The 23,236-nt window shown below is 70.9% G+C and carries 20 protein-coding genes and 1 pseudogene; 16 read left to right on the top strand and 5 right to left on the bottom strand.

The window, feature by feature from the left end; all coding sequences use genetic code 11:
• Positions 1-45 precede the first annotated feature (45 nt).
• The 6 genes from FHR33_RS27475 (at position 46) to FHR33_RS27450 (ending at position 6,690) form a co-directional block, all read left to right on the top strand.
• Entirely contained in the window at positions 46-1,002 is a 957-nt protein-coding gene (locus tag FHR33_RS27475) for a 3-oxoacyl-ACP synthase III family protein (RefSeq protein ID WP_312895742.1), read from the top strand.
• Positions 1,003-1,734: a glycosyltransferase gene (locus FHR33_RS27470; protein ID WP_183653456.1), complete on the top strand. Its 732-nt coding sequence runs from the start codon at positions 1,003-1,005 to the stop codon at positions 1,732-1,734.
• Complete coding sequence (locus FHR33_RS27465; protein WP_183653453.1) at positions 1,731-2,855, top strand: cytochrome P450; 1,125 nt, start codon at positions 1,731-1,733, stop codon at positions 2,853-2,855. Before FHR33_RS27470 ends, FHR33_RS27465 begins: the two co-directional genes overlap by 4 nt.
• The gene (locus FHR33_RS27460) at positions 2,852-4,324 is read left to right on the top strand and encodes a class I adenylate-forming enzyme family protein (protein ID WP_183653450.1); all 1,473 of its coding nucleotides are present in this window, start codon (positions 2,852-2,854) and stop codon (positions 4,322-4,324) included. Before FHR33_RS27465 ends, FHR33_RS27460 begins: the two co-directional genes overlap by 4 nt.
• On the top strand, positions 4,321-5,220 hold the full coding sequence (locus FHR33_RS27455; protein ID WP_183653446.1) for an NAD-dependent epimerase/dehydratase family protein: 900 nt from the start codon (positions 4,321-4,323) through the stop codon (positions 5,218-5,220). The genes FHR33_RS27460 and FHR33_RS27455 overlap by 4 nt, the downstream gene beginning before the upstream one ends.
• A 75-nt stretch (positions 5,221-5,295) precedes the next feature.
• Positions 5,296-6,690: an LCP family protein gene (locus tag FHR33_RS27450; protein WP_246452110.1), complete on the top strand. Its 1,395-nt coding sequence runs from the start codon at positions 5,296-5,298 to the stop codon at positions 6,688-6,690.
• On the opposite strand, the gene FHR33_RS27445 is transcribed toward FHR33_RS27450, so the two are convergent.
• On the bottom strand, positions 6,667-7,404 hold the full coding sequence (locus tag FHR33_RS27445) for an SAM-dependent methyltransferase (RefSeq protein ID WP_183653444.1): 738 nt from the start codon (positions 7,402-7,404) through the stop codon (positions 6,667-6,669). The genes FHR33_RS27450 and FHR33_RS27445 overlap by 24 nt on opposite strands.
• Positions 7,405-7,496: 92 nt before the next feature.
• Here FHR33_RS27445 and FHR33_RS27440 point away from each other — a divergent pair, with 92 nt between their 5' ends.
• The 7 genes and pseudogenes from FHR33_RS27440 to FHR33_RS27410 all read left to right on the top strand — a co-directional run bounded on the left by FHR33_RS27440 (position 7,497) and on the right by FHR33_RS27410 (position 13,207).
• The gene (locus FHR33_RS27440; protein WP_183653441.1) at positions 7,497-8,525 is read left to right on the top strand and encodes an ABC transporter substrate-binding protein; all 1,029 of its coding nucleotides are present in this window, start codon (positions 7,497-7,499) and stop codon (positions 8,523-8,525) included.
• 1 nt (position 8,526) lies between these two features.
• Positions 8,527-9,267: pseudogene (locus tag FHR33_RS27435) on the top strand (ABC transporter ATP-binding protein); the annotation flags it as partial.
• 224 nt (positions 9,268-9,491) lie between these two features.
• Positions 9,492-10,346 (top strand): ABC transporter permease, encoded by an 855-nt coding sequence (locus FHR33_RS27430; RefSeq protein WP_183653438.1) that lies wholly within the window; start codon positions 9,492-9,494, stop codon positions 10,344-10,346.
• Complete coding sequence (locus tag FHR33_RS27425; protein WP_183653435.1) at positions 10,346-10,732, top strand: RrF2 family transcriptional regulator; 387 nt, start codon at positions 10,346-10,348, stop codon at positions 10,730-10,732. The genes FHR33_RS27430 and FHR33_RS27425 overlap by 1 nt, the downstream gene beginning before the upstream one ends.
• 320 nt (positions 10,733-11,052) lie before the next feature.
• Positions 11,053-11,595, top strand: a complete 543-nt coding sequence (locus tag FHR33_RS27420; RefSeq protein WP_183653432.1) for a GNAT family N-acetyltransferase — start codon at positions 11,053-11,055, stop codon at positions 11,593-11,595.
• Positions 11,596-11,815: 220 nt separating this feature from the next.
• Complete coding sequence (locus FHR33_RS27415) at positions 11,816-12,757, top strand: ATP-binding protein (protein ID WP_183653429.1); 942 nt, start codon at positions 11,816-11,818, stop codon at positions 12,755-12,757.
• A 63-nt stretch (positions 12,758-12,820) separates the two neighbouring features.
• Positions 12,821-13,207: an SCO5389 family protein gene (locus tag FHR33_RS27410; protein ID WP_183653426.1), complete on the top strand. Its 387-nt coding sequence runs from the start codon at positions 12,821-12,823 to the stop codon at positions 13,205-13,207.
• On the opposite strand, the gene FHR33_RS27405 is transcribed toward FHR33_RS27410, so the two are convergent.
• The 3 genes from FHR33_RS27405 to FHR33_RS27395 form a co-directional block, all read right to left on the bottom strand.
• The gene (locus FHR33_RS27405; protein ID WP_221241270.1) at positions 13,176-14,204 is read right to left on the bottom strand and encodes an LLM class flavin-dependent oxidoreductase; all 1,029 of its coding nucleotides are present in this window, start codon (positions 14,202-14,204) and stop codon (positions 13,176-13,178) included. The genes FHR33_RS27410 and FHR33_RS27405 overlap by 32 nt on opposite strands.
• Positions 14,205-14,700: 496 nt before the next feature.
• Positions 14,701-15,369 (bottom strand): ribonuclease HII, encoded by a 669-nt coding sequence (gene rnhB, locus FHR33_RS27400; RefSeq protein ID WP_183653420.1) that lies wholly within the window; start codon positions 15,367-15,369, stop codon positions 14,701-14,703.
• An 11-nt stretch (positions 15,370-15,380) separates the two neighbouring features.
• On the bottom strand, positions 15,381-16,316 hold the full coding sequence (locus tag FHR33_RS27395; RefSeq protein WP_183653417.1) for a LysR family transcriptional regulator: 936 nt from the start codon (positions 16,314-16,316) through the stop codon (positions 15,381-15,383).
• 79 nt (positions 16,317-16,395) lie between these two features.
• On the opposite strand from FHR33_RS27395, the gene FHR33_RS27390 reads away from it, so the two are divergent.
• The 3 genes from FHR33_RS27390 to FHR33_RS27380 all read left to right on the top strand — a co-directional run bounded on the left by FHR33_RS27390 (position 16,396) and on the right by FHR33_RS27380 (position 21,677).
• The gene (locus FHR33_RS27390) at positions 16,396-17,676 is read left to right on the top strand and encodes a pyridoxal phosphate-dependent aminotransferase (RefSeq protein ID WP_183653413.1); all 1,281 of its coding nucleotides are present in this window, start codon (positions 16,396-16,398) and stop codon (positions 17,674-17,676) included.
• 152 nt (positions 17,677-17,828) lie between these two features.
• Positions 17,829-18,473 (top strand): GNAT family N-acetyltransferase, encoded by a 645-nt coding sequence (locus FHR33_RS27385; RefSeq protein ID WP_183653411.1) that lies wholly within the window; start codon positions 17,829-17,831, stop codon positions 18,471-18,473.
• Positions 18,474-18,740: 267 nt separating this feature from the next.
• Positions 18,741-21,677: an AfsR/SARP family transcriptional regulator gene (locus tag FHR33_RS27380; RefSeq protein WP_183653408.1), complete on the top strand. Its 2,937-nt coding sequence runs from the start codon at positions 18,741-18,743 to the stop codon at positions 21,675-21,677.
• Positions 21,678-21,941: 264 nt separating this feature from the next.
• On the opposite strand, the gene FHR33_RS27375 is transcribed toward FHR33_RS27380, so the two are convergent.
• Positions 21,942-23,225: an FAD-binding oxidoreductase gene (locus FHR33_RS27375; RefSeq protein ID WP_183653404.1), complete on the bottom strand. Its 1,284-nt coding sequence runs from the start codon at positions 23,223-23,225 to the stop codon at positions 21,942-21,944.
• Positions 23,226-23,236 lie beyond the last annotated feature (11 nt).

Here is a 23,236-nt window from a genome sequence, read left to right as displayed (position 1 = left end):
GGCCCGGTAACCGTTCTGCAAGCCCGGATGGCTAGCGTGCTCCGTGTGAAGGCGCGCATTGTGGACATAGCGACATATCTCCCCGGCCATACGCGGACCAGCGCGGAGGTCGAGGAGCTGATCGAGGGCTTCAGGGCGCCCAGAGGGCTCATCGAGCGCCTGACGGGCATCGCCGCCCGTCACGTGGCCGCCGACGACCAGCAGGCCTCCGACCTGGCCGCCGAGGCGGCGAGGCGGCTCGACCACGACGTCGACCTGCTCGTCTTCGCCTCGGCCTCGCAGGACATGGTCGAGCCCGCCACCGCCCACATCGTGGCCGCCAAGCTGGGCCTGTCGTGCCCGGTGTTCGACGTGAAGAACGCCTGCAACAGCCTGCTCAACGGGGTCCAGGTGGCCGAGGCGCTGATCCGGACGGGCACTCATCGCAGGGTGCTGGTGTGCACGGGCGAGGTGCCGTCCAGGGCGATCAGGTGGCAGGTCAGCGACCGCGAACAGTTCGTGGACTCCTTCGCCGGTTACACGCTGTCCGACGCGGGCGCGGCGGTGCTGGTCGCGGCCGACCGCAGGCGCGGCATCTTCTACCGCGACTTCTCGGCTCAGAGCACGGCATGGGCGATCGGCACCCTCCCCGGCGGCGGCTCGGCGCACCCGCGCGACCCCGAGTACTCCTACTTCCGCGGCGACGGCCGGCGCCTGAAGGAGGCGTTCGAGAAGGTGGGGCCCGACCTCTTCCTCAACGCCCTCAAGCGCACCGGCCTGACGTGGGACGACTTCGCGGTCGTGGCGGTGCACCAGGTGGCGCTGCCGTACCTGCGCTTCCTCGCCGACACGCTGGGCATCCCCGAGGACCGGCTGGTCGTCACCCTGCCCCGGCACGGCAACTGCGCGTCGGCGACGCTCCCGCTGCAGCTCCAGCTCGGCGGCTGGGCGCCGGGTGACAGGGTGGCGATGCTCGGCCTCGGCGGCGGCATCAGCATGGGCGTCATGCTGGCGGAGATGTAGATGAAGCTCTGGGTCGTCGTCCCCGCCTACAACGAGGCGGCGGGCATCGGGGCGACGCTGCGCGCCCTGGAGGAGCAGCGCGACCGTGACTTCACCGTGGTCGTCGTGGACAACGCCAGCACCGACGGCACCGCCGAGATCGCCAGGGGCTTCGGCGTCGAGGTGATCCACGAACCGCGCAAGGGCACGGGCGCCGCGGCCGACACCGGCATGCGCCACGCGATCGCCAACGGCGCCACCCACCTGGCCAGGACCGACGCCGACTGCCTGCCGCGCGCCGACTGGACCGCCAACATCCGCCGCGCCTTCGCCGACGGGCTCGAACTCGTCGGCGGCAAGCTGCGCGCGAGGACCGACGAGTTCCCGCTGAAGCTGTGGGAGCGCCGCCTCATCCCCGCCGTGGTGGAGATCGCCGCGTTCTTCGGCAAGGCGAGGCCCGGCAACCGCTCGCCCGAGTACCGTGGGCCGTACGTCATGATGCCGGGGGCCACCCTCGCCATCACCGCGGACCTCTACGAGCGAGCGGGAGGCTTCCCCCGCACCGCGATCGAGGAGGCTCACGAGGACCGCGTGCTGGTCAACAGGGTGCGCAGGCTCACCGGCGCGTACGGCTCCCGCCGCGACGTGGTGGTGTTCGGCTCGGTGCGCCGCCTGCGCGCCTACGGCCTGGTCCGCACCCTCGCCTGGTACATCGATCACCACTACAGCCCCGAGGTGATCGACATCCGATGACCGAGGAGACCAGGCTCTACCTGGCGGCCCATCCCTTCGCCTACCCGCTGATCCGCCTCATCGCGCGCCTCGGTCCCGTCGTGCGCGTGCCGGGCGTCGGCGTGGTGGTCAACGACGCCGCCGTCGCCCGCCGCGTGCTCATGGACCCCCGTTTCCGCAAGGACGGCCCCGGCTCGCCAGGCGACCTCTGGACACCCGTGCTCGGCCCCTCCGTGCTGCTCAACATGGAGGGCGCCGCGCACGCCACGCTGCGCGCCAAGCTCGCCCCGCTGTTCACACCTTCGTCGGTCTCCGCCCTGGTGACCGACGTGCTCGCCCAGCCGCTGAAGGAGCTGTCCGCACGGCTGGAGCGCGGCGAGAGCGTCGACCTCGTCCACCACATGCGGCTGATGGCGGGGGCGGTGATCTGCAGGGTGATCGGGCTGGGCGAGATCTCGGCAGGGCGCGCCCTCGCCCTGTTCGCCGAAGGGGAGCGCGTGGCCTCGATGGTCTCGCTCCGCACGAGGCGGCTCAACCCCCGCCAGGTCGCGATCGCCCGTGAGGTCCTGGACGGCATCGGCGACATCGCCTCCGCCGCCTACCGCGCCGAGGACCCGTCGACGGTCATGGGCCGCATGCGCGCGCTCGGCCTGTCCGAGGCCGAGGCCAGGGGCGCCGCGGGCGCCTTCTTCCTCACCGGCACCGAGACAGTCGCCACCTTCGTCCCCCGCCTCATCGCCCTCCTCCACGACCACGGAGCGGGGAGAGGGATCGACCTCGATCTCGCCATCGAGGAGGCCATGCGGGTGACCACCCCCACCCCGGTGATGCTCCGCTCGGTCGCCGAGCCCGCCCACGTCGGAGGCGCACCCGTACGGCCAGGCGACCGCGTGCTCATCGCCACCCACAACTGCGCCCGCGCCTACGGCCCCTTCGACCTGTCCCGCCGGCACCCGCCCGAACTGCGCAGGCTGTGGTTCGGCGCGGGGGCGCACTTCTGCCTGGGCTACCCTCTCGCGCTCGCCGAGATCCGCGCCGTCGCCTCCGTCCTGCTCCGGCACGATCTGCGCATCGTCGGACGGCGCGCCGCCCGAGGCGTCCTCATCCCCACCTACGAGCACCTCTGGATCCGAGCCGCATGATCGACATCGTCAGCGGCGTTCTGGACGTGGCCTCGGCCACCCCCTCCAGAACCGCCCTCATCGCCCCCGGCGGGGCACCCGTCTCGTACGGGACGCTGCGCGAGCGCGTCCTCACCATCGCCCATGCCCTCGCGTCCGGGGCCCAGGGCGAGGAGGGGTTCGGAGCGCTCTTCGCCGTCCGCCCAGGCCCCGACGCCGTCGCCATGGCGCTCGGCGCGGTCGCGGCTGGAGGGACCCTCGTGCTGGCCGATCCAGGGCTCGCCCCCGAGGTCTTCGCCGGGCGCATGGCGCTGACCAGGCCGCGCTGGGTGCTCAGCGAGTCGCTCCTCTACCTGCTCAGCGGCCCGCTGAAGGGCCCCGCCAGGCGAAGGGGGCTCGTGCTGCCGAACCTGCGCGACCCGTTCCCGCACGCCCGCCACCTCTACACGGGCAGGTGGCTGCCGGGTGTGCCGGCGGGCGCGCTACGACTCGAGGGGCTGCCCGCCGTCCAGGCCGTTCCGCTGGTCCACGACCACCCGGCCGTGGTGGCCTTCACCTCGGGTACCACCGAGCAGCCCAAGGGCGTCGTGCACACCAGGCGGTCGCTGTCGGAGGGGCTGCGGCTGTTCACCGAGGCCGTCTCGCTCGGTCCCGAGGACATCGTGCACACCGACCAGTTCATCCTCGGCCTTCCCGCGCTGATTGCGGGCGCCACGTGGTCGATGCGGGGGCGCGGCGACTACGCACAGGAGCTGGCCGCACGGGAGGCCACGCACGCGTTCTCGGTCCCCGTGAAACTGCACGAACTCCTCTCACGCACACCCTCTCTTCCTGACACCCTGCGCTGCCTGCTTCTCGGCGCCGCCCCCGCGCCGCCCGCCGTCCTGAGGAAGGCCATGGCGGCGGCGCCCTCGGCCCAGGTGCTGTCGGTCTACGCGATGACCGAGGCGCTGCCCATCGCGATCGCCACGGCGGAGGACAAGCTCGCCGTCACCGAGGGGGACCTGCTCGGCGCGCCCCTGCCGGGGGTGGGCGTCCGGGTCGCGGGTGACGGCGAGCTCTTCGTCAGCGGCCCGCACCTCGCCCACGGCTACCTCGGTCACGACCCCCTCACCGAGCTGCCCACCGGCGACCTCGTCAGGCTCGACGACCAGGGCCGCCTCGTCCTGCTCGGCAGGAAGAAGGACATGATCCTGAGGGACGGCGTGAACATCTACCCGGGCCTGTACGAGCCCGCCATCGCCGCCCTTCCCGGCGTGAGCGAGGCGGCCATCGTCGGGCTCGCCGATCAGGAGACGGGTGACGAGGAGGTCGTCCTCGCGCTGACCACGACGGCGGGCTACGACGAGAGGGCGCTGCGCGGGGCCCTGCCCGGCCTCGTGGACGCCGCCGCGCTGCCCGACCGGATCGTGACCCTGCCCGAGCTGCCCCGCAAGGGCCGCAGCGACAAGCTCGACAGGGCGGCGATCAGGACGCGGGTGGCCCGATGAGGGTCGCGGTCACCGGCGCCTCCGGCTTCGTGGGCGGCCACGTGTGCAGGGCCGCGGCGGCGAGGGGCTGGGAGGTGCTCGCCTTCGGCAGGCGGCCGCACGCCGATCTGGGCGGCGTGCCGTACACCTCGTGGGACCTGGTCCACGGCGAACCGCCGGGTGAGCGGGTCGACGCGGTGATCCACTGCGCGGGCAGCGTGACCGACTGGGGCCCGCCCGCGGAGATCTGGGAGGCCAACGTCACCGGCACCCGCAACGCCGTGGCCGCCTTCCCCGGCGCGCGTTTCGTCCACGTGAGTACGGCCAGCGTCTACGACCCCTTCCGTCCCACGGTGATGGCCACCGAGTCCGAGGCCCCCGTCAGGCGCTACGCCAACGCCTACGGCGCCGCCAAGGCCAGCGCCGAGCACGCCGTCAGAGGCGATGCGGTGATCCTGCGCCCGCACGCGATCTACGGCAGCGGCGACACCACCCTGCTCCCCCGCCTGCTGCGCTCGGTCAGGGCGGGCCGGCTCCTCGCGGTGGGCAGCGGCGCGACCAGGCTCAGCCTCACCTCGGTGGACAACCTCGTGCGGGCCTGCCTGCTGGCCACGACCGGCCCTCCCGGCGTCTACAACGTGACCGACAGCGAGCCCGTCACCCTGGGCTCCGCCCTGCGCGCCGTCCTGCGGGAGCGGGACATCGACGCCGAACCCGTCTACCTGGCTCAGGGCCTGGCCATGCGCCTGGCCGCGCTCGCCGAGACCGCCGCCCTGATCACTGGACGCCCACCCCGTCTGAGCAGGTACGCCGTCGGGCATCTGGCCGTCGAGCGCACTCTCGACATCACCCGAGCGAGGAAAGATCTCGGCTACGACCCCACGCCTACGGCGTTCGAGGGCGCCGCGTCCTGGTGAGGTATGCGGGATTTTGCCGAGCCGCGAGGCTTAGCTTGGCACAATCATCCCAAAACCGTTACTAACCTGTGATGGATGTGGATGGTTGGCGAAGAGCGTGACTTCCGTACAGGCGAGAGCATCGGTCTGACGATCGGCTCTGCCGTTTTGTGGGGGGTGGCGCACATCGCCACAGGACGGCAGCGCACCGGTTTCGCGCTCATGACCCTCTACCTCGTGGTGGTCGCGTTCATCATCACGCTGGCCACGGCGTTCAGGGGGGAGCTGCTCTCGCTGGCCGTCAGGCCCTCGTGGCTCATGGGGCTCACCATCGCCATCGCCTCGATCGCCGTCATCTGGTCGGTGGTGATCCTCTGGTCCTTCTGGCTGGTCAGGCCGGCCACCGCGGGCCGCAGCGCAGCCGCCGCCACCGCAGGGCTGCTCTGCCTGCTGATCATCGCGCCGAGCGCCTGGGCCACCCGCCTGGCCTACGTCTCCCATGACGTGGTGAGCAGCGTCTTCTCGGCCACCAGCACGACGCCCGTGGTCGCCATGGACCCGTGGAACGGCGCCCCTCGCGTCAACATCCTGCTGGTCGGCGCCGACGCGGCCGCGAACAGGGTCGGCGTCAGGACCGACAGCATGACGGTGGCCAGCGTCGACACCGCCACGGGCGCGACCACGCTGTTCAGCCTGCCGCGCAACCTGGAGCAGGTCCAGCTGCCCAAGGGCCCCGCCCGCGAGCGCTTCCCCTACGGGTTCACCGGCGAGGGTCCCCAGACCCCCGGCCTGCTCAACGAGGTCTACCAGTACGCCGAGGACCACCCCGAGATGGTGCCGGGGGTACGGGCCGGCCATCGCGGCTCCACCCTGCTCAAGGAGACCGTGAGCGACATCCTCGGCATCCCCGTGCGCTACTACGCCATGGTCGACATGGCCGGCTTCGCCGAGATGATCGACGCCATGGGCGGGGTGAAGATCACCATCAACGAGCCCATCGTCTACGGCAAGTACAACGAGGGCCTCCTGCCCGCGGGCACCCGCAAGCTGTCGGGCGCGGAGGCGCTCTGGTACGGCCGCTCGCGCACCAACAGCGACGACTACGTCCGCATGGGCCGTCAGAAGTGCCTGCTCAACGCGGTGGCCCAGCAGGCCGATCCGGTGACGTTGCTCAACAGCTTCGAGCGTCTCGCCGCCGCCACCAAGCGGGCGATCTCCACCGACATCCCTCAGGACCTGCTGCCCGCCCTGGTCGACCTCGGTCAGAAGGTCAAGGGCACCCACATCAGGAGCCTGCAGTTCGTGCCGCCCCTGATCAGCACCGCCGACCCCGACTGGAACCTGATCAGGGACAAGGTGGCCGACGCGCTGGAGGACAGGCCTACCGCCCCCAAGCCGGCCACGGCCAAGCCCAGCTCGACCCCCGGCTCGACCCCCAGCGCGACCCCCAGCCCGCAGGGGCCGATCTCACTCGACCAGGTCTGCGGCTAGCAACAGCGTGACGAAGCCGAGCACGCCCCTGTAGCCGTTCAGCCACATCTCGCGGTGCTCCAGCGCCGCGGCCCTGGCCTGCTCCCCGTCGGGACCCGGGTTCGCCAGCGCCCAGCGCAGCAGCGAGCCCGTCCACGACCACTCGTACTCGTCCCACTCGCCCAGCTCGCTGGTGTGGGCGTACACGGTGCGGAAGCCGGAGGCCTCGGCCCTGGCGACGGTGCGGGCCAGGTCCTCGTAGTCGCCGATCTCGGCGCGCAGCTCCTCGCTCGGCTCCTTCTCGTAGAACCCCTCACCGACCAGCGCGAGCCCGCCAGGCTTGAGGAACTTCCTGATCTGCTCCAGCGTCGGCGTCAGCCCGTCGAAGGCGTGCGTGGAGCCCACGCAGAGCACCAGGTCGTACGGCTCGGCCGGGCTGAAGCCCGTCGCGGACACCAGGTGCAGCCCGAGCCTGTCGGCCACGCCCTTCGCGGTGGCGGCGGCCCGCGCGGCGTCGAGGGCGGTCTGGGAGATGTCGACGCCGTCGCCGGTGGCGTCGCCGTACATCTCCAGCAGCCTGACGAGCCAGAAACCCTCACCGCAGCCGAGGTCGAGGACGCGCGCGCCCTCGGGCAGCCTGGCCCGGCGCAGCAGCCGGTCGAGGTGGGCCTCAGAGACCGGCGCGGCGATCTGGTGGTCGGCGTGAGCGAAGTGACTGATCAGTTGACGGTCCATGGCCCGTCACCCTATGCGCACTTGACGAGATGCATCCAAGGGGTTTTGATGTACACATAGCCGACTTATTAAGTAGGGAATTGGGAGTAGTGATGAAGAGGCTTGCCGCCGCTGTCGCCGTACTGGCTGTGACCACGCTCGCGGCTGCCTGCGGGTCCTCCCCCAGCGCGTCCTCGGCCGAGAACAGGCAGGTGCGCCTGGGCTACTTCCCCAACATCACGCACGCCACGGCGCTCTACGGCATCGAGAAGGACCTGTACGCCAAGTCGCTCGGCGTCCCCGTGACGACCAGCACGTTCAACGCGGGACCCGCCGCCATCGAGGCGGTCTTCTCCGGCGCGGTCGACGCCACCTACATCGGCCCGAACCCGGCCATCAACGCCTGGGAGAAGTCCAAGGGCAAGGCGATCAACATCGTCGCGGGCGCCGCCTCGGGCGGCGTCTTCCTCGTCGTCAAGCCGGAGATCAACTCCGTCGAGGACCTCAAGGGCAAGAAGATCGCCACGCCACAGCTCGGCAACACCCAGGACGTGGCCCTGCGGCACTGGCTGCTGGAGAAGGGCATCAAGACCGACACCAAGGGCGGCGGCGAGGTCAGCATCGTCCCGCAGGAGAACTCCCAGACGCTCCAGACCTTCGCCACCGGCGACATCGACGGCGCGTGGGTGCCCGAGCCGTTCGCCAGCCGCCTGGTCATCGAGAGCAAGGGCAAGATCCTTCAGGACGAGCGCGAGCTCTGGCCCGGCAAGCAGTTCGTGATCACCCACCTGATCGTCCGCCAGGAGTGGGCCAAGGCCAACCCCGACCTGCTCAAGAAGCTCGTCGAGGCGCACGTGCAGTCCACCCAGGAGATCAACGCCGACCCCGACGCCGCGGCCGAGGTCGTCAACGCCTCCGTCCAGAAGCTGACCGGCAAGCCGCTCAAGCCCGAGGTGCTGGCCAGCGCGTTCAAGAACATCACCTTCACCAACGACCCGATCGCCTCCTCGCTCACCGGCAGCGCGGACCACGCCGTGAAGGTCGGTCTGCTCAAGCCCGTCGACCTCAACGGCATCTACGACCTGAAGATCCTCAACGAGGTCCTGGCCGCCAAGGGCCAGCAGTCGATCAAGGACAAGTGACATGACCGTCCAGGTGGACCGCCAGGTCGCGGTACGACTCGATGCAGTGTCCAAGCGCTACGGCGACCTGCTCGCGCTCGACAGGGTCGGGCTGAGCGTCGCCCCCGGTGAGTTCGTCTGCCTCCTGGGCGCCTCCGGCTGCGGCAAGAGCACGCTGCTCTCGCTCGTCGCCGGGCTCGACGAGCCCACGGCGGGCCAGATCACCACGACGGGCCGCAGGGTCGCGATGATGTTCCAGGAGCCCGCGCTGTTCCCCTGGCTCACCGTCGCCGCCAACGTCGAGATGGCGATGAGGGAGCTGCCCAGGCGCGAGCGGCGCGCCAGGGCGGAGGAGTTCCTGGAGATGGTCCACCTGGGCGGCTTCGGCAGGAAGCGGCCCCACGAACTGTCCGGCGGCATGCGCCAGCGCGTCGCCCTGGCCCGCTCGCTGGCCCAGGACGCCGACGTGCTGCTCATGGACGAGCCGTTCGGCGCGCTCGACGCCATGACCCGCGACCTGCTGCACGACGAGCTGGAGCGGATCTGGCGCGAGCGGGAGCTGTCGGTCCTGTTCGTCACCCACAACGTCCGCGAGGCCGTACGGCTGGGCGACCGGGTCGTGCTGCTGAGCAGCAGGCCCGGCAAGGTCGTCGAGGAGTTCCCCGTGCGGTTGGCGCGGCCTCGCCGTACGGACTCGGCGGAGGTGGCGACGCTGGCCGCCCGCATCACCGACCAGCTCAAGCAGGAGGTCGCCCGCCACGCGGAGACCTCAGGCAGGACCTCCGCCGCCCGCCCCGCCGAACCCTCCCCACGGCCTTCCGCCGAACAGACAGCCACGCCTCCGGCGGAGACGGCCTCGGCAGAGACGGCTTCGGCACAGAACCACACGGCAGAGACCGTTTCAGCACAGAACCACACGGAAGGGACCGTTTCGGCGCGGAACCATCCGGCGGAGACCGCCTCGGCGCGGAACGGAGGAGCGCGCTCGTGAGCACCGACACGCACGCGGCCCAGCTGGCCGGTCTCGACGCCCTCGAGATCCAGGAGAAGCGACGCCGCCACCTCGTCTCCCGCCTCTGGGCCAGGTTGTGGCCGATCACCCTCGCCGTCGGCATCGTGCTGGCCATCTGGCAGGGCGTGGTCTGGGCCGGATTCTGGGAGCCCTGGGTCTTCGCCGGCCCCACGGAGGTCTTCCCCGTCCTGTACGAGCGCCTCGGCACCGCCGAGTTCTGGCAGGCCGTCGGGGTCACCATGCGCCGCGCGGTCACCGGCTTCGCCGCCGCCGTCCTGATCGGGCTGGTCGTCGGTGCGCTCGTCTCCAGGGTCAAGGTGCTGCGGGCCGCCTTCGGCTCGCTCATCACCGGCCTGCAGACCATGCCGTCGATCGCCTGGTTCCCCCTGGCGATCCTGCTGTTCAAGCTGAGTGAGAGCGCCATCATCTTCGTGGTGATCCTCGGAGCCGCGCCCTCCATCGCCAACGGCCTCATCACCGGCGTCGACTACACCCCGCCGCTGCTCCTGCGCGCGGGACACGTGCTCGGCTTCCGCAGGCTCCAGCTCTACCTGCACGTGATCCTGCCCGCGTCCCTGCCGTCGTTCCTCGCCGGCCTCAAGCAGGGCTGGGCCTTCGCCTGGCGGTCGCTGATGGCGGGCGAGATCGTGGTCATCATCGCCAACCAGCCCTCGCTCGGCGAACAGCTCCACTACGCCAGGGAGCTGGCCGACTCGGCGGGCCTCCTGGCCACGATGATCGTCGTCCTGGTGCTCGGCATCGTCATCGACCTGCTCTTCGAGACCGGCGACAACGCCCTGCGCCGCCGCTGGGGCCTGCGGGCAGGCTGATGCACCTGTCCGCACGGACCCAGTACGCGTTGCGGGCGCTGACCGAGCTGGCCGCGGCGCCACCAGGGCCTGTCCCCGCCGAACGGATCGCCACCGTGCAGGGCATCCCCCGCAAGTTCCTCGACAACATCCTGCTCCAACTCCGCAGAGCGGGACTCATCCGCAGCCAGCGCGGACCCGAAGGCGGGTACTGGCTCGCCAGGCCCGCCGACGAGATCACGCTGGCGGAGGTGATCCTGCTGATCGAGGGACGGCACGAGCACGGCGACTACCCGGGGGTGGCGCAGCCGCTCGCCGAGCTGTGGACCGCGCTACGCGAACACGAGGAGCGCCTGCTCACCGAAATCACCTTCGCCCAGATCGTCACCTCCCGCGCCACCCCCTAGCCGTCAGGGCGGGGGAAACGCCGTGCGCAGCCGTTTGTCGTAGTCCGGTCGCCGGGACAGGCTTGCGGGCGAAGCGTAGTCAGTGGGCCTCGGACTGGTGCGAGCAGCGCATCGGCCACCGCCGGGCAGACCAGCTCGGCGGCGCCGAGTAGCGGCGACCTGCCCATCCGCCGGCTTCTTGCGATCTGGACGTCGATCTCCACATATAGTGCGATCAAGAAGGTGTCCAGGTCTGTCGCCACAAACGGATCTTGGGCGCCTTCGCTGTGTCTGGGGACCGGGCGCCTGAAGGCAGGCCGACCGAGGGAGACCGAGCGGCGATGGGGTTGGAAACCGAGCGGCTGGTGCTGCGTCGCTGGCGGGAGGAGGACCTGGAACCGCTGGCCGCGATCGACGGAGATCCGGAGGTCATGCGCTTCATCGGTGACGGCTCCGTCCGCACCAGGGAGCAGACCGCGGCCGCGCTCGCGCTCATGGAGCGGGGGTGGGACGAGCGTGGCTTCGGGATATTCGCCGTGGAGCTGCGCGAGAGCGGAGAGCTGGCCGGTTGGGTCGGGCTGACGGTCCCCGGCTTCCTGCCCGAGGTGCTGCCGGCTGTGGAGATCGGTTGGCGGCTGGGACGGCGATTCTGGGGCCGGGGTATTGCCACTGAGGCAGCCAGAGAGGCACTGCGCTACGGGTTCACCGAGGCGGGCCTGGATCGGATCATCAGCATCTGCCACGTCGATCACCACGCGTCCGCCCGCGTCATGACCAAGCTGGGCATGCGCCAGGAACGGGAGACGGTAGTGCCCGCCCACGGGCAGCCGGTGCGAGTCCTGGCGATCACCCGCAGTGCCTCGGGGATCAGCCGACGGCCCTGAGGGGCGACGGCCCTGAGAGGAGGCCGGGCCGTCGGGCGGCGGGGTGAACGGCTCACGAGTTCCACCTCCCTCGTCACTCGGGACGGACAGAGCAGCGCCAGGGTTCGCCGTGGGTTGTTCGCCGGTTCGGCAAAATCCTTCGGCATCCGGGCCGCCTCCCGCGCTCCGCTGTGTCATGCTCAATCGGAAACGGTTTTCATACTCAGATGGGATCGTCGACGTGAGAGTGGCGTTCGTTGGCAAGGGCGGCAGCGGCAAGACCACGGTGTCCGCACTGTTCGCGAGATACGTGGCGAGTCTGGGCGATCCCGTGGTCGCCGTCGACGCCGACATCAACCAGCACCTGGCGCTGGTGCTCGGCCTTGAGGAGGCGCCCGAGCCGCTGGGCGTCCACCTCACGGAGATCAAGGAGCTGCTGCGTGGCTCCAACCCCCTGATCGCGAGCGCCGAGGCGATGGTCAAGACGACCCCGCCGGGGCGCGGCTCCCGCATCCTTCGCTTCGACGACCTGCCGTACACCGTGCGGACCCCCGAGGGGCCGCGCCTCATGGCCACCGGGCCCTTCAGCGAGGACGACCTCGGCGTGGCCTGCTACCACTCCAAGGTCGGCGCGGTGGAGCTGCTGCTCAACCACCTGGTCGACGGGCACGGCGAGTACGTGGTCGTGGACATGACCGCCGGTGCCGACTCCTTCGCCTCCGGCCTGTTCACCAGGTTCGACCTGACGTTCCTCGTCGCGGAGCCGACCAGGCAGGGCGTGAGCGTCTACCGGCAGTACCGCGAGTACGCCGCCGACTACGACGTCCCCATCGCGGTGGTCGGCAACAAGGTGCACGGACCCGACGACGTGGAGTTCCTGCGCGAGCACGTCGGCGACGACCTGCTGACCTGGATGGAGCACTCCACGGCGGTCCGCGCCATGGAGCAGGGCCGCCCCTTCACCCTCGACGACCTGGAGCCCGCCAACGCCGAGGCGCTGTCGGTGCTGGTCAAGGCGGTCGACGCGCGCGAGAAGGACTGGGTTCGCTTCGGCCACCAGGCGGCGGAGTTCCACCTGCGCAACGCCCGCGCCTGGGCCAACGAGCGCACGGGGCTCGACCTGTCCGCGCAGATCGATCCCGGCTTCGTGTACGGCCCCGCGTCACTCGACTGTCGCCCTTAAGCCATCTGGAGCACTCCCGACTCCCCACCTAGCGTCAAGTAGTTCCCTTTGAGAGGAGACAGCATGTCGCTGACCGTTCCGAACGATCTACTCGAACAGGCCAAGGCCGGACACGTGGACGACGCGGCCTTCGTCGCCTGCGTCCGCGACTCCCTGCCCTACGCCTGGTCGATGATCAGCGAGCTGGTCAAGCAGCGTGAGCACTCAGGAGCCGAGTTCACCGACAACCACACCCCGCCACCCGACGAGGAGGCCCGCGGCCAGCTCCTTCGCTGCCTGGCGAGCGACTCGATGCGCGGCGCCCTCGAACGTCACTTCGGGGTACGGCTCGCCTTCCAGAACTGCCACAGGGTCGCGGTGTTCGACCCGGCCGCCACCGAAGCCCTGCGCGAGTTCGTCACCCCGAGGGCGCAGATCCTCAACCAGAGTCCCGAGCTCGTCGACTGCTGAGCCTCGGTAGCACCTCGGCGCCCAGGCGCCTGATGTTCTCGAGGGTGCGGGCCGTGTCTCCCGCGCCCTCGACCATCAGGACGAGATGCTCGATCCCGGTGGCCTCCCTGGTCCGCTCGATCGCCGCGACGCAGTGATCGGCGTCGCCGACCGGATGCACCTCCGTCAGGAACTCCACGTACTTCCCGACCTCCCGCACCGGCCGCGCCCTGCCGTCCACCGGCACGTATCCGGCCAGCCCGGGCTCGAGCCACCGCGGCATCGCCTCGCGCAGCTCCCGTACGGCCCGCGCGGTGCTGTCCCCCACGAACCCCACGGCCGCGGCCACGTGCGCGACGCCGTCGCCCTCCCCCAGGCCGCCACCCGAGAGCGTCGAGCGGCGGGTCGCCTCGTAGGAGGCGATGGCGGCCGCCTTCTCCTCGTCGTCGATGTGCATGCCGAGCAGCATCGGCAGGCCGCGTTCGGCCGCCAGCCGGGTCGTCTCCTGCGACGTGCACGCCACCACGGGAGTCATCCGCGCCGACGGGACCATCGCCACCTCGCGGAAGGCGAAGAACTCCCCCTCCGCCGAGACCCGGTCGCGGCCCAGCGCCGCGCACAGGACGTCCAGGGACTCGGCGAACCCCCGCTCGAACCGCGGCAGCCCGGTGCCGAACACCTCAAGATCCACCCAGGGGCCGCCCCTGCCGACACCCAAGGCGAACCGTCCGCCCGACAGGTGGTGCAGCATCGCCGCCTGCTCGGCCAGCGCCACCGGGTGCTGGGTGGACAGCACGCTCACGGCCGTCCCGAGGTGGATGCGCGAGGTCCGCCCGAGCGCCATCGCGGCCATCGTGATCGCCGAGGGGCACACCCCGTAGGACATGAAGTGGTGCTCGGCGATCCACGCGTCGTCGAACCCCGCCTCCTCTGCCGCCACGACCGCCTCGACCGTGTCCCGCAGCACCTGACCTGGATCGCGGCCGGGGAACTGCGCCGCGATCAGAAAGATCCCCATCCGCACCCCCCGATACTGACCGATTCCCACCCCACCGCCCACCCTCGGAACCAACCGGAAAGCCCGACGATCGCCGGGGATCGTGGGCCGACGGGCGATCCGGGGGACGGTGACGGGCCGGGTAGGGGGCGAGGCCAAAGACAGCCTCCCGGAAGAGCGAGGCGCGAGAGGCTCCAAGGAGCACGCGATACCGAGAGACGCCAAGGCGCGAGGAGACGCGAGGGCGAGAGGAGACGCGGGGGCGCGAGGGCGTCGGGACGCGCGGAGAACGCGAGAACGCGGGACGCGCGGAGAACGCGGGACGCGGAGAACGCGGGACGCGGAGAACGCGGGACGCGGAGAACGCGGGGATACAAGAACCAGAGGGCGCGAGGGCGCGAGGTGCGGGTGGGGATGAAGACCGGGCCCGGGCCGCGAGGTTCCAACTGGAACCCCCGGGAGATTGGGGCCACAGGGGAAAGGCCCGAGCGCAGGAAGGGGGCGGACGGGGGTGGGGTCAGCCGAAGAGGGAGATCTGGCCCTCGCCGACCGCCGCGTCTCGGTGGATCTTGAGGTGGCGCCACTGTGGGAGGTCGTCCAGGTACGACCACGACAGCCGATGGTGTGCCGTGGGTCCATGCGTCGCCAAGGCGCCCTGGTGCACGGGCGACGGATACCCCGCGTTCTCGCCGAAGCCGTACTCCTCGCACCCGATCGTCGCCATGTACGCGTCGCGTCGCTCCTTGGCCAGCACCGAGGCCGCCGCCACCGAGATCGACGCCTGGTCCCCCTTCACCTCCAGGCGGACCGGCCACGGCGAGCCGATGTAGTCGTGCGAGCCGTCCAGGATCACCACGTCAGGCCGCACGGGCAGCGCCTCCAGGGCCCGATGAGCGGCTCGGCGCAGCGCCTCGGTCATCCCCACCGTGTCGATCTCGGTGTGGGACGCCTCGCCGTAGCCGATGCCGCGCGCCCACGACTCCAGCAGCGGCACCAGGGCGGCCCTGCGGGCGGCGGACAGCTGCTTGGAGTCGGTCAGGCCGGCCGGTGGCGGCGACAGGTCGGTCACGACGGCGCAGACGGTGACAGGGCCCGCCCATGCGCCGCGACCGACCTCGTCGATGCCCGCGACGATCTTCCCTCGCGGTCCTGACAGGAGCGTCTCGATGGAGTACGTGGGAGCCACGGCACCGAAGGCTACCGGTGCGCCAGCCGTACGGGCTCCAGATCGGCGGCGAGGAGGCGGGCGGCCACGTGGATGGCGCGCAGCGTCACCGACACCGACGGACGGTGGACGCTGGAGCCCCTGGCGACGGCGTTCACGTCGCGTCCGACGGGAGAGCCTGGGAACTCCCTGACGGCGATGCCGCGCACGCCCGCCGCCAGCGCCAGCGCGGGCACGGCGGCGATGCCGATGCCCTTGGCCACCAGGGAGAGGATCGTCCCGAGGCCCTCGAACTCCCACGGGGTGGGCCTGGCGCCGCCGACATCGGCGAAGAGCCTGTCGACGGCCAGGCGGGACGGCTCGCCGTCGGGCGTGGCCATCCATGGCTCGTCGCGCAGTTCGCGCAGGTCGATGGGCACGTCGACGGAGGCGAGCCGGTGCTTGCGCGGCACGACGAGGACGAGGGGGTCGTGCAGGAGCGGGAAGACCCTGAGGGAGTCGCTGTCGCGCGCCCTGCCGTACCAGTCGTCGACGAGAGCGATGTCCACCTCACCCGACTGCACCTCGCGCATGCCCCGGCCCGAGCGGGACTGCCCGAGCCTCAGCGTCAGCCCGGTGTGGCGGCGCAGCGAGCGGGCGAGCGCGGGCGCGAAGGCCACGGCGGCCGTCGGGAAGGCGGTCAGCACGACCCGGCCGGTGGGGGTGCCGGCCTGCGCCGACAGGTCGGACTCCGCCTCCTCCACCATCGTGAGGATCCGCTCGGCGTGGGCGACGAGCCTGCGCCCCGCGTCGGTCAGCTCGGCGCTGCGCGCGGTGCGGTCGAGCAGCGCGGTGCCGGTCTCTCGTTCGAGCGCGGCCAGTTGCTGCGAGACCGCCGAAGGGCTGTAGCCGAGCGACTCGGCGACCCCCGCGATGCTCCCTCTGCGGGAGAACTCGCAGATCAAGATGAGACGGCGAAGATCGAGCATCGGACTTCCTTATGCCTACCCATGAAAAGCCTCGCTTGTGCTGATGCCTTCATACAACCAGGCTGGGAACGTGACAAACATGACCGTGACACTGTCGGCCACCTTGGCGGCCAACGAAGACATCGAGCGAAGACGACGCGCCGGGGAACGCGTGCTGCACCTGGCCTTCGGTGAGGCCGGTCTGCCCGTCCACCCGGCGCTGCGCCACAAGCTCGTCGCCGCCTCCGACCTGAACGGCTACGGGCCGGTGGCGGGGGCCGCGGAGTTGCGCAAGGCGGCGGCGGGTTACTGGACTCGAAGGGGACTCGTCACCGAACCCGACCTGGTCGTGTGCGGGCCTGGCAGCAAGTCGCTGCTGTACGGCCTCCTGCTGGCCATCGGCGGGGATGTCGTGCTCACCCAGCCGAGCTGGGTCAGCTACGCCGCACAGGCCGACCTGGTCGGGTCCAGGCCGATCATGGTTCCTGCGCCCCCCGGTGAGGGAGGGGCGCCCGACCCCGATCGCGTCGCCTCCGCCGTGCTGCACGCCCGTTCCCAGGGCAGGACCGTCCGCTCCGTGCTCGTGACACTGCCCGACAACCCCACGGGACGGCTCGCGACGCCGCAGACCATCGGCCGCCTGGTCGAGGTCGCCCGCGAGCTCGACCTCACGATCATCTCCGACGAGATCTACCGCGACCTCGTCCACGACACGCAGACGCCGTTCCTGTCGCCCGCCGACCTGGCCCCCGAGCGGACCGTGATCACCACGGGCCTGAGCAAGAGCCTGGCCCTCGGCGGCTGGCGCATCGGCGTGGCCAGGCTGCCGAACCAGGACCTGCTCGGCAGGATGCTCGCGATCGCCAGCGAGATCTGGTCGGCCCCCGCCGCTCCCGTCCAGGAGGCGGCCACCTACGCCTTCACCGAGCCGCCCGAGTTGGTCGAGCGCGTCGTGCGGAGCAGGAGGCTGCACGGCGTGGTCGCGCACGCCGTCCACGCGGCCTTCGTGGCGGCCGGGGCCAGTGTGCCGCTCCCGCAGGGCGGCTTCTACCTGTACCCGGATCTGGGCTACCTCCAGGCGGGCGGCTCCGTCGAGGTGACCAAGCTGCTGCTCAACGATCACGGCATCGCCGTCCTGCCGGGACAGGCCTTCGGGGACGACCCCTCGGCGGCCAGGGTGAGGGTGGCGACCAGCCTCATGTACGGCGAGAGCCCCGAGGAGCGCCTGACCGCGCTGACCTCCTCCGACCCGCTCTCGCTGCCATGGATCGCGGCCAATCTCGAGCACCTGTCGACGGGTCTGCGCACCCTCTCGGCGCAGCGGACGGCGCCCCGGCGATCCCGGCGCGCGACGCTGCTTCCAACCCCGGTGCACGGCTAGGCATCGGTTTGGCAAACTTTGCTCCTCAGGCTGATCGCAGAGCCCTACGATCAGCCCCTTGACCTGGGGAAACGGCATCACTGCAGAAAGCTGCAAAAGATAGCCCGTGAGTCCTGGTATCTCGTGGGGCGCGCAAGCCCCATCATGTGCTCATGCCCGCTTTTGTCACCCTGTCCGGGCGCCTCGTGCGCCTGGAACCTCTCAGCCTCGCGGCGGTCGATGACCTCGTCGCCGCGGCGAGTGAAGACCGCTCCACGTATGCCTTCACTCGTGTTCCCGATGGGCGGGAAGAGATGGTCTCCTACGTGGAGGCCGCTATGGCTGAGCAGGCGGAAGGCCGGACGATGCCTTTCGCCATCCGGTGGCTCCACACCGACCGCGTCGTCGGTGCCACCCGCCTCATGCACCTGGAGTACTGGCAGGGCCCCATGCCCTGGCCTCCGGGCACGCGTGGCGCGGTGGGCGAAGTCCCTTCCGTCGCCGACATCGGCTACACCTGGCTCTCCGCTGCGGCGCAGGGCACAGGCGTGAACAGGGAGAGCAAGTTCCTGATGCTCTCGCTGGCCTTCGACACCTGGGGCGTCCACCGCATCACTCTCAAAGCAGACGTTCGCAACACGCGATCCCGGGCCGCGATCGAGGCTCTCGGCGCGCACCTTGACGGTGTGCGACGGGCAGACAGCCGAGGCGCCGACGATACGGTCCGAGATACCGCCTACTACTCGATCCTGAGCTCGGAGTGGCCCATGGTTCGAGAACGGATGGCTCAGAGACTCGGTCTCGTCGAAGCCGCATAAATACGTTCCTACGAACAGAACTCGGACACGAAGGCCCTGCCCGCTTGCGTCGGGCAGGGCCTGGTGTTCTTTCTGGGCCTGAAAGGCACGACCGCCCCCGTTGAACTGGGTCATGCCCTTGTGAGCACAAGCATCCGCCGGAGGGCTCAACGCCCGATCAACGCGGAATCAACGCTTTGGTTAACGAAGTGACCTGCCTCTATGGGGAGCGAGGTCATGGACCTATCATTGGTAGCAAATTGTTCCATTGCGTTGGAGACTCAAGGCATGGCTGGTGAGGGACTACGTTTCGCCGTGCTCGGTCCCATCCGCGCGTGGCGTGGGGGCGACGAACTCGATCTCGGCACTCCGCTTCAGCGTTCGATCCTCGCGATGCTGCTCCTCAGGGAGGGGCGCGCGGTCACCCCGACCGAGATGATCGACGCGGTGTGGGGCGAGGACGCGCCACCGAGGGCTCTGGGCGCGCTGCGCACGTACGTCTCGCGGTTACGCACGGTCCTCGAGCCCGATCGCTCACCGCGCTCACGCCCTGAGCTGCTCACCTCCGTCGGCAAGGGTTACGCGCTGCGCACCTCCGCCCTCGACCTGACGCTCTTCGAGCGAGGGGTCCAGGAGGCCGAGTCGATGCGCAAGGCCGGCAGGCCGGGCGAGGCCGCCGACAGCCTGCGAGCCGCTCTGGCGCTGTGGGAGGGCGAGCCGCTGGCCGGAGCCGTCGGCCCCTACGCCGAGCACCAGCGCGACCGGCTGATCGAGTGCCGCATCAGCGCGATCGAGCAGCTCATGGATCTCGACCTGGAGCTCGGCAGGCACGCCTCGGTGGTCTCCGAGCTCATCGCGCTCACCGCCGACCACCCGCTGCGTGAGCGGCTGCGCGCCCAGCTCATGCTGGCCTACTACCGGTGCGGACGGCAGGGCGACGCGCTCGCGGTGTTCACCGACACCCGCGACGCCCTCATCGAGGAGCTGGGCATCGAGCCAGGGCCCGAGCTGGCCGCCCTGCACCACAAGATCCTCTCCGCCGACCCCGGCCTCGCGGTGGACGAGCCCGTCGCCGAGGAGCAGGAGAGCGTCCACGACCTGCCTCGCCCCGCGCAGCTGCCCGCCGCCGTCAACGACTTCACCGGGCGTAGGGAGCTCGTCGCCAGGCTGAGGACGATGCTGTCCACCCAGACCGACAGCGTCCCCGTGGCGACGATCTGCGGCATCGGCGGGGTCGGCAAGACCGCGCTCGCCGTCCACGTGGCGCACGCGTGCGACGACCTGTTCCCCGACGGCCAGCTCTACGCCGACCTGCGCGGCTTCACCGACGAGGCGACGGCGCCCGAGTCGACGCTGGGAGCGTTCCTACGCGCGCTCGGCATCCCGCCTGACGTCATCCCCGAGGGGCTGTCCGAGCGGGCCGCCCTCTACCGCTCGCTGCTGGCCGACCGGCGCATCCTGGTGCTGCTCGACAACGCGCGCGACACCCGGCAGGTCAGCCAGCTGCTGCCTGGCTCGCCCGGGTGCGCGGCGATGGTCACCAGCAGGGTGAAGCTGGCCGACCTGCCCTCGGCCAGGCTGATCGACCTCGACGTGATGGAGCCCGACGAGGCGCTGTCGCTGTTCGCCACCGTGGCGGGCCCCGAGCGGGTGGCCGCCGAGCGGGCCGCGGCGATGGACGTCGTCGCGGCCTGCGGCTTCCTGCCGCTGGCCGTGCGGATCGTCGCCGCCAGGCTGGCCGCGAGGCCCTCGTGGACGGTCGCCTCGCTGGCGCCGCGCCTGGCCGACGAGCAGCGCCGCCTCGACGAGCTGCGCGTGGGCGACCTGGCCGTGGAGGCCACCTTCGCCCTCGGGTACGGCCAGCTCGACGCCGCCCAGGCCCGCGCCTTCAGGTTGCTCAGCCTGCCGAACGGGCCCGACATCTCGACAGGGGCGGCGGCCGCGGTCCTGGCGCTTCCCGCGCTCGAGACCGAGGATCTGCTGGAGTCGCTGGTGGACGCCAGCCTCCTGGAAGCGCACGCGCCAGGCCGCTACCGCTTCCACGACCTGCTCAAGCTCTTCGCCAGGCGGACCATGGACAAGACCGAGCAGCCCCAGGCCAGAACCATGGCGCTGAGGCGGCTGCTCGGCTTCTACCTGGCCTCGGCCCAGTCGGCGCACCGGCTCGCCTATGAGGGCAGCATGATCGCCGACAATCTGGTCGTGGTCGGCAGCGGGCGCACGTTCGCCTCGGCCGACGACGCCGTGGCCTGGCTCATCTCCGAAGGCGACAACCTGTTCGCGGTGATCGGGCAGGCCGCCGAGTTCTCGCGCGCCGCCGAGCAGCTGCTGCCGGCCGCCGATCTCATCGTGGCCATGGAACCGCTGCTGGAGTCCGGCACCCACGCCCGGGAGTTCGACCTGGCCGCCAGGGCCACCCTGGCCACCGCCATCAAGATCGGCGACGAGGGCAGCGAGCTGCGCGCCCGTTACGTCCTCGGCCGCACCCTGTTCGGCGCCAACAAGCTTCCCGAGGCCGAGCAGCAGTTCAGGCTCGTGCTCGACCTGTCCACCACCCGTAACGAGCGCGTCCTCATGGGCGAGGTGCTCAACGCGCTGGCCGTGGTGTCTGGACGGCTGCGCCGCCACAACGAGGCGCTCGGCTGGTTCGACGCGGCCACCACGTTCTACAGGGAGAACGGCGTGCCGGCGGGCGAGGCGCTGGTGCTCAGCTACTCGGCCCGCGACCATCTCGGCCTCGGCCGTCCGGACGACGCCATCGTCGCCGCGGAGAAGGGCCTGGCCATCTTCACCGAGATCGGCAGCGGGGCGGGCACCGCCCGAGCCCGCTACCACCTCGGCATCGTGCTGTCGCGCGTCGGACGCCTCAACGAGGCCGTCCACCACCACGCCGAGTGCCTGGCCTTCTTCAGGGCGAGCAACCAGCGGGTGTGGGAGCAGCGGGTGTGCGTCAGGCTGGCCGAGACGTTCATCACGGCCGAGCGCTTCGCCGACGCGGTGCGCCACGCGGAGCAGGCCCTGGCCGTCAGCCGCGACATAGGTCACCCCTACGGCGAGGGACTCTCGCTCGCGGTGCTCGGCAGGGCCCTGCGAGGCACGGGGAACTCCTCCAGGAGCGCCGACTGCCTACGCGAGGCCTTCGACATCCTCACCAGGCTCGGAGCTCCCGAGGCCGGGGACCTCAAGATCCTCCTCGCCGGGGCTCCCGTCGTCGTCGAGTCCTAAGTACAACTCCTCATCCAGACGTGTCATCCACACATGGTTGATCAAGGCGGGGTCTCTTTTCGGGTGCGGTGCGTGTTGGCCCGACCGACCGTCTGCCCGTCACGCTTCGCCAGGGGGCCCGGTTTTCCGGATGCTCCACGTGACGGCTAGCCGCCTTACATCGACGGCCGGCCGGGCGACACGCCCCGTTTCTTTCGAACCCCCCGGGGCGTGTCCACGACTTCGAGCGTGCTCCGGCGCGCATGCAAACCAATCAACGCCCGATCAAACGGGGAAGTTGGCGCGGATCACCCGCTGCGGGTCGCGTGCCCGCTTGATCTCCCTCAGCCTGGCGGCCGTCTCCTCGGGGAAGGCGTCCACCGCCCGCTCGCCGGGGGCCAGGAAGGTGTACGCCTTGCGCCCGCTGACGTAGCCGTCGAGCGCACGGACGAGCCTGTCCTGGGCCGAGGTGACGGCCTGGGCCAGCTGCGGGTTGAGCGACAGGCCCAGCATGTAGAGCAGGTAGGGCTCGGTCACGGCGGCGGCCGCTCCCTGCCCCTGCTCGGCCAGCGCCCCGCCCAGGTGCCTGAGCTGGACGTTGATCAGCGGCTCGGTCGGCTCGGCCAGCAAAATCTCCACGGCCGCGTCGTCGAGCCCGGTCAGCAGCTCGGCGCGGGACAGCGCGGGGCCGGGATCCTTGGGCTCCGCGGCGATGTCACCCAGGTCGGCCACGGCCATGTCGGCGCGCGTGTCGCTCATCACCCCGTCGATCTTGTCGAGGCGGCTCAGCAGGGACTGCGCCTCGGCGCTCTCGCCCAGGTAGGTCATGTCCACGGCGACCATGGGCGGGGCAGAGGGGAAGCGCAGCCGGTTCAGCCAGACCGACAGCTCGGGCGGGGCCTCGGCGGTGATCTCCCTGAAGGCGGCCAGCACCTCGGCCGTGCGGTCGGCGTGCCAGATCATCCGCCCGCCGTAGAAGTCGGGGGCCGGGTAGAGGTCGAACTCGATCGCGGTGACCAGCGCGTAGTCGCCGCCGCCGCCCCTGAGCGCCCAGAACAGGTCGGCGTCGGAGTCGGCGCTGACCCTGGCCATGGTGCCGTCGGCGTCGACGGTCTCGAAGGCCCTGACGCTGTCGGCGGCCCAGCCGTACGCGCGGCTGAACCAGCTCAGGCCGCCACCGAGGGTGTAGCCGGCCACGGACACCACGGGCGAGCTGCCCGCGAGAGCCGTCAGGCCGTGCGCGCCCGCGGCGGCCTGCACCTGGCCCCACCTGGCGCCCGCGCCCACGCGGGCCCACCGCTCGTCCACGTTGATCCGCACCTCGTCGAGCCTGCCCGTACGCAGCAGGATCGCGCGCTCGGTGTCGCCCGACGCGCCGTGACCGCTCGGCTGCGCCGTCACCGACAGCCCCGCCTGCCTGGCGTGGCGGACCACTGCCGCCACGTCGTCGGCGTCCTGGGCCTCCACCACGGCCGCGACCGGCTGGGCGACCGACAGGTTCCAAGGCTTCGCCGCCTGTTCGAACCCCTCGTCACCGGGAAGGAGCATCGTGCCCTTGATGTTCGTCATCTCTCGCTCCT

This window comes from Nonomuraea dietziae (assembly GCF_014195505.1).
Taxonomy (GTDB): Bacteria; Actinomycetota; Actinomycetes; order Streptosporangiales; family Streptosporangiaceae; genus Nonomuraea; species Nonomuraea roseola.
Note: the sequence above shows the minus strand (reverse complement) of the source record. Positions and strands in the feature narration are given on the sequence as shown.

Excerpts from the sequence above, each read along its gene's own strand:
- FHR33_RS27420 (WP_183653432.1), top strand. The coding sequence starts at position 11,053 with ATGGGGTTGGAAACCGAGCGGCTGGTGCTGCGTCGCTGGCGGGAGGAG.
- FHR33_RS27445 (WP_183653444.1), bottom strand. The coding sequence starts at position 7,404 with ATGGACCGTCAACTGATCAGTCACTTCGCTCACGCCGACCACCAGATC.
- FHR33_RS27425 (WP_183653435.1), top strand. The coding sequence starts at position 10,346 with ATGCACCTGTCCGCACGGACCCAGTACGCGTTGCGGGCGCTGACCGAG.
- FHR33_RS27470 (WP_183653456.1), top strand. The coding sequence starts at position 1,003 with ATGAAGCTCTGGGTCGTCGTCCCCGCCTACAACGAGGCGGCGGGCATC.
- FHR33_RS27410 (WP_183653426.1), top strand. The coding sequence starts at position 12,821 with ATGTCGCTGACCGTTCCGAACGATCTACTCGAACAGGCCAAGGCCGGA.
- FHR33_RS27375 (WP_183653404.1), bottom strand. The coding sequence starts at position 23,225 with ATGACGAACATCAAGGGCACGATGCTCCTTCCCGGTGACGAGGGGTTC.
- FHR33_RS27440 (WP_183653441.1), top strand. The coding sequence starts at position 7,497 with ATGAAGAGGCTTGCCGCCGCTGTCGCCGTACTGGCTGTGACCACGCTC.
- FHR33_RS27390 (WP_183653413.1), top strand. The coding sequence starts at position 16,396 with ATGACCGTGACACTGTCGGCCACCTTGGCGGCCAACGAAGACATCGAG.
- FHR33_RS27460 (WP_183653450.1), top strand. The coding sequence starts at position 2,852 with ATGATCGACATCGTCAGCGGCGTTCTGGACGTGGCCTCGGCCACCCCC.
- FHR33_RS27395 (WP_183653417.1), bottom strand. The coding sequence starts at position 16,316 with ATGCTCGATCTTCGCCGTCTCATCTTGATCTGCGAGTTCTCCCGCAGA.
- FHR33_RS27385 (WP_183653411.1), top strand. The coding sequence starts at position 17,829 with ATGCCCGCTTTTGTCACCCTGTCCGGGCGCCTCGTGCGCCTGGAACCT.
- FHR33_RS27380 (WP_183653408.1), top strand. The coding sequence starts at position 18,741 with ATGGCTGGTGAGGGACTACGTTTCGCCGTGCTCGGTCCCATCCGCGCG.
- FHR33_RS27465 (WP_183653453.1), top strand. The coding sequence starts at position 1,731 with ATGACCGAGGAGACCAGGCTCTACCTGGCGGCCCATCCCTTCGCCTAC.
- FHR33_RS27455 (WP_183653446.1), top strand. The coding sequence starts at position 4,321 with ATGAGGGTCGCGGTCACCGGCGCCTCCGGCTTCGTGGGCGGCCACGTG.
- FHR33_RS27450 (WP_246452110.1), top strand. The coding sequence starts at position 5,296 with ATGTGGATGGTTGGCGAAGAGCGTGACTTCCGTACAGGCGAGAGCATC.
- FHR33_RS27405 (WP_221241270.1), bottom strand. The coding sequence starts at position 14,204 with ATGGGGATCTTTCTGATCGCGGCGCAGTTCCCCGGCCGCGATCCAGGT.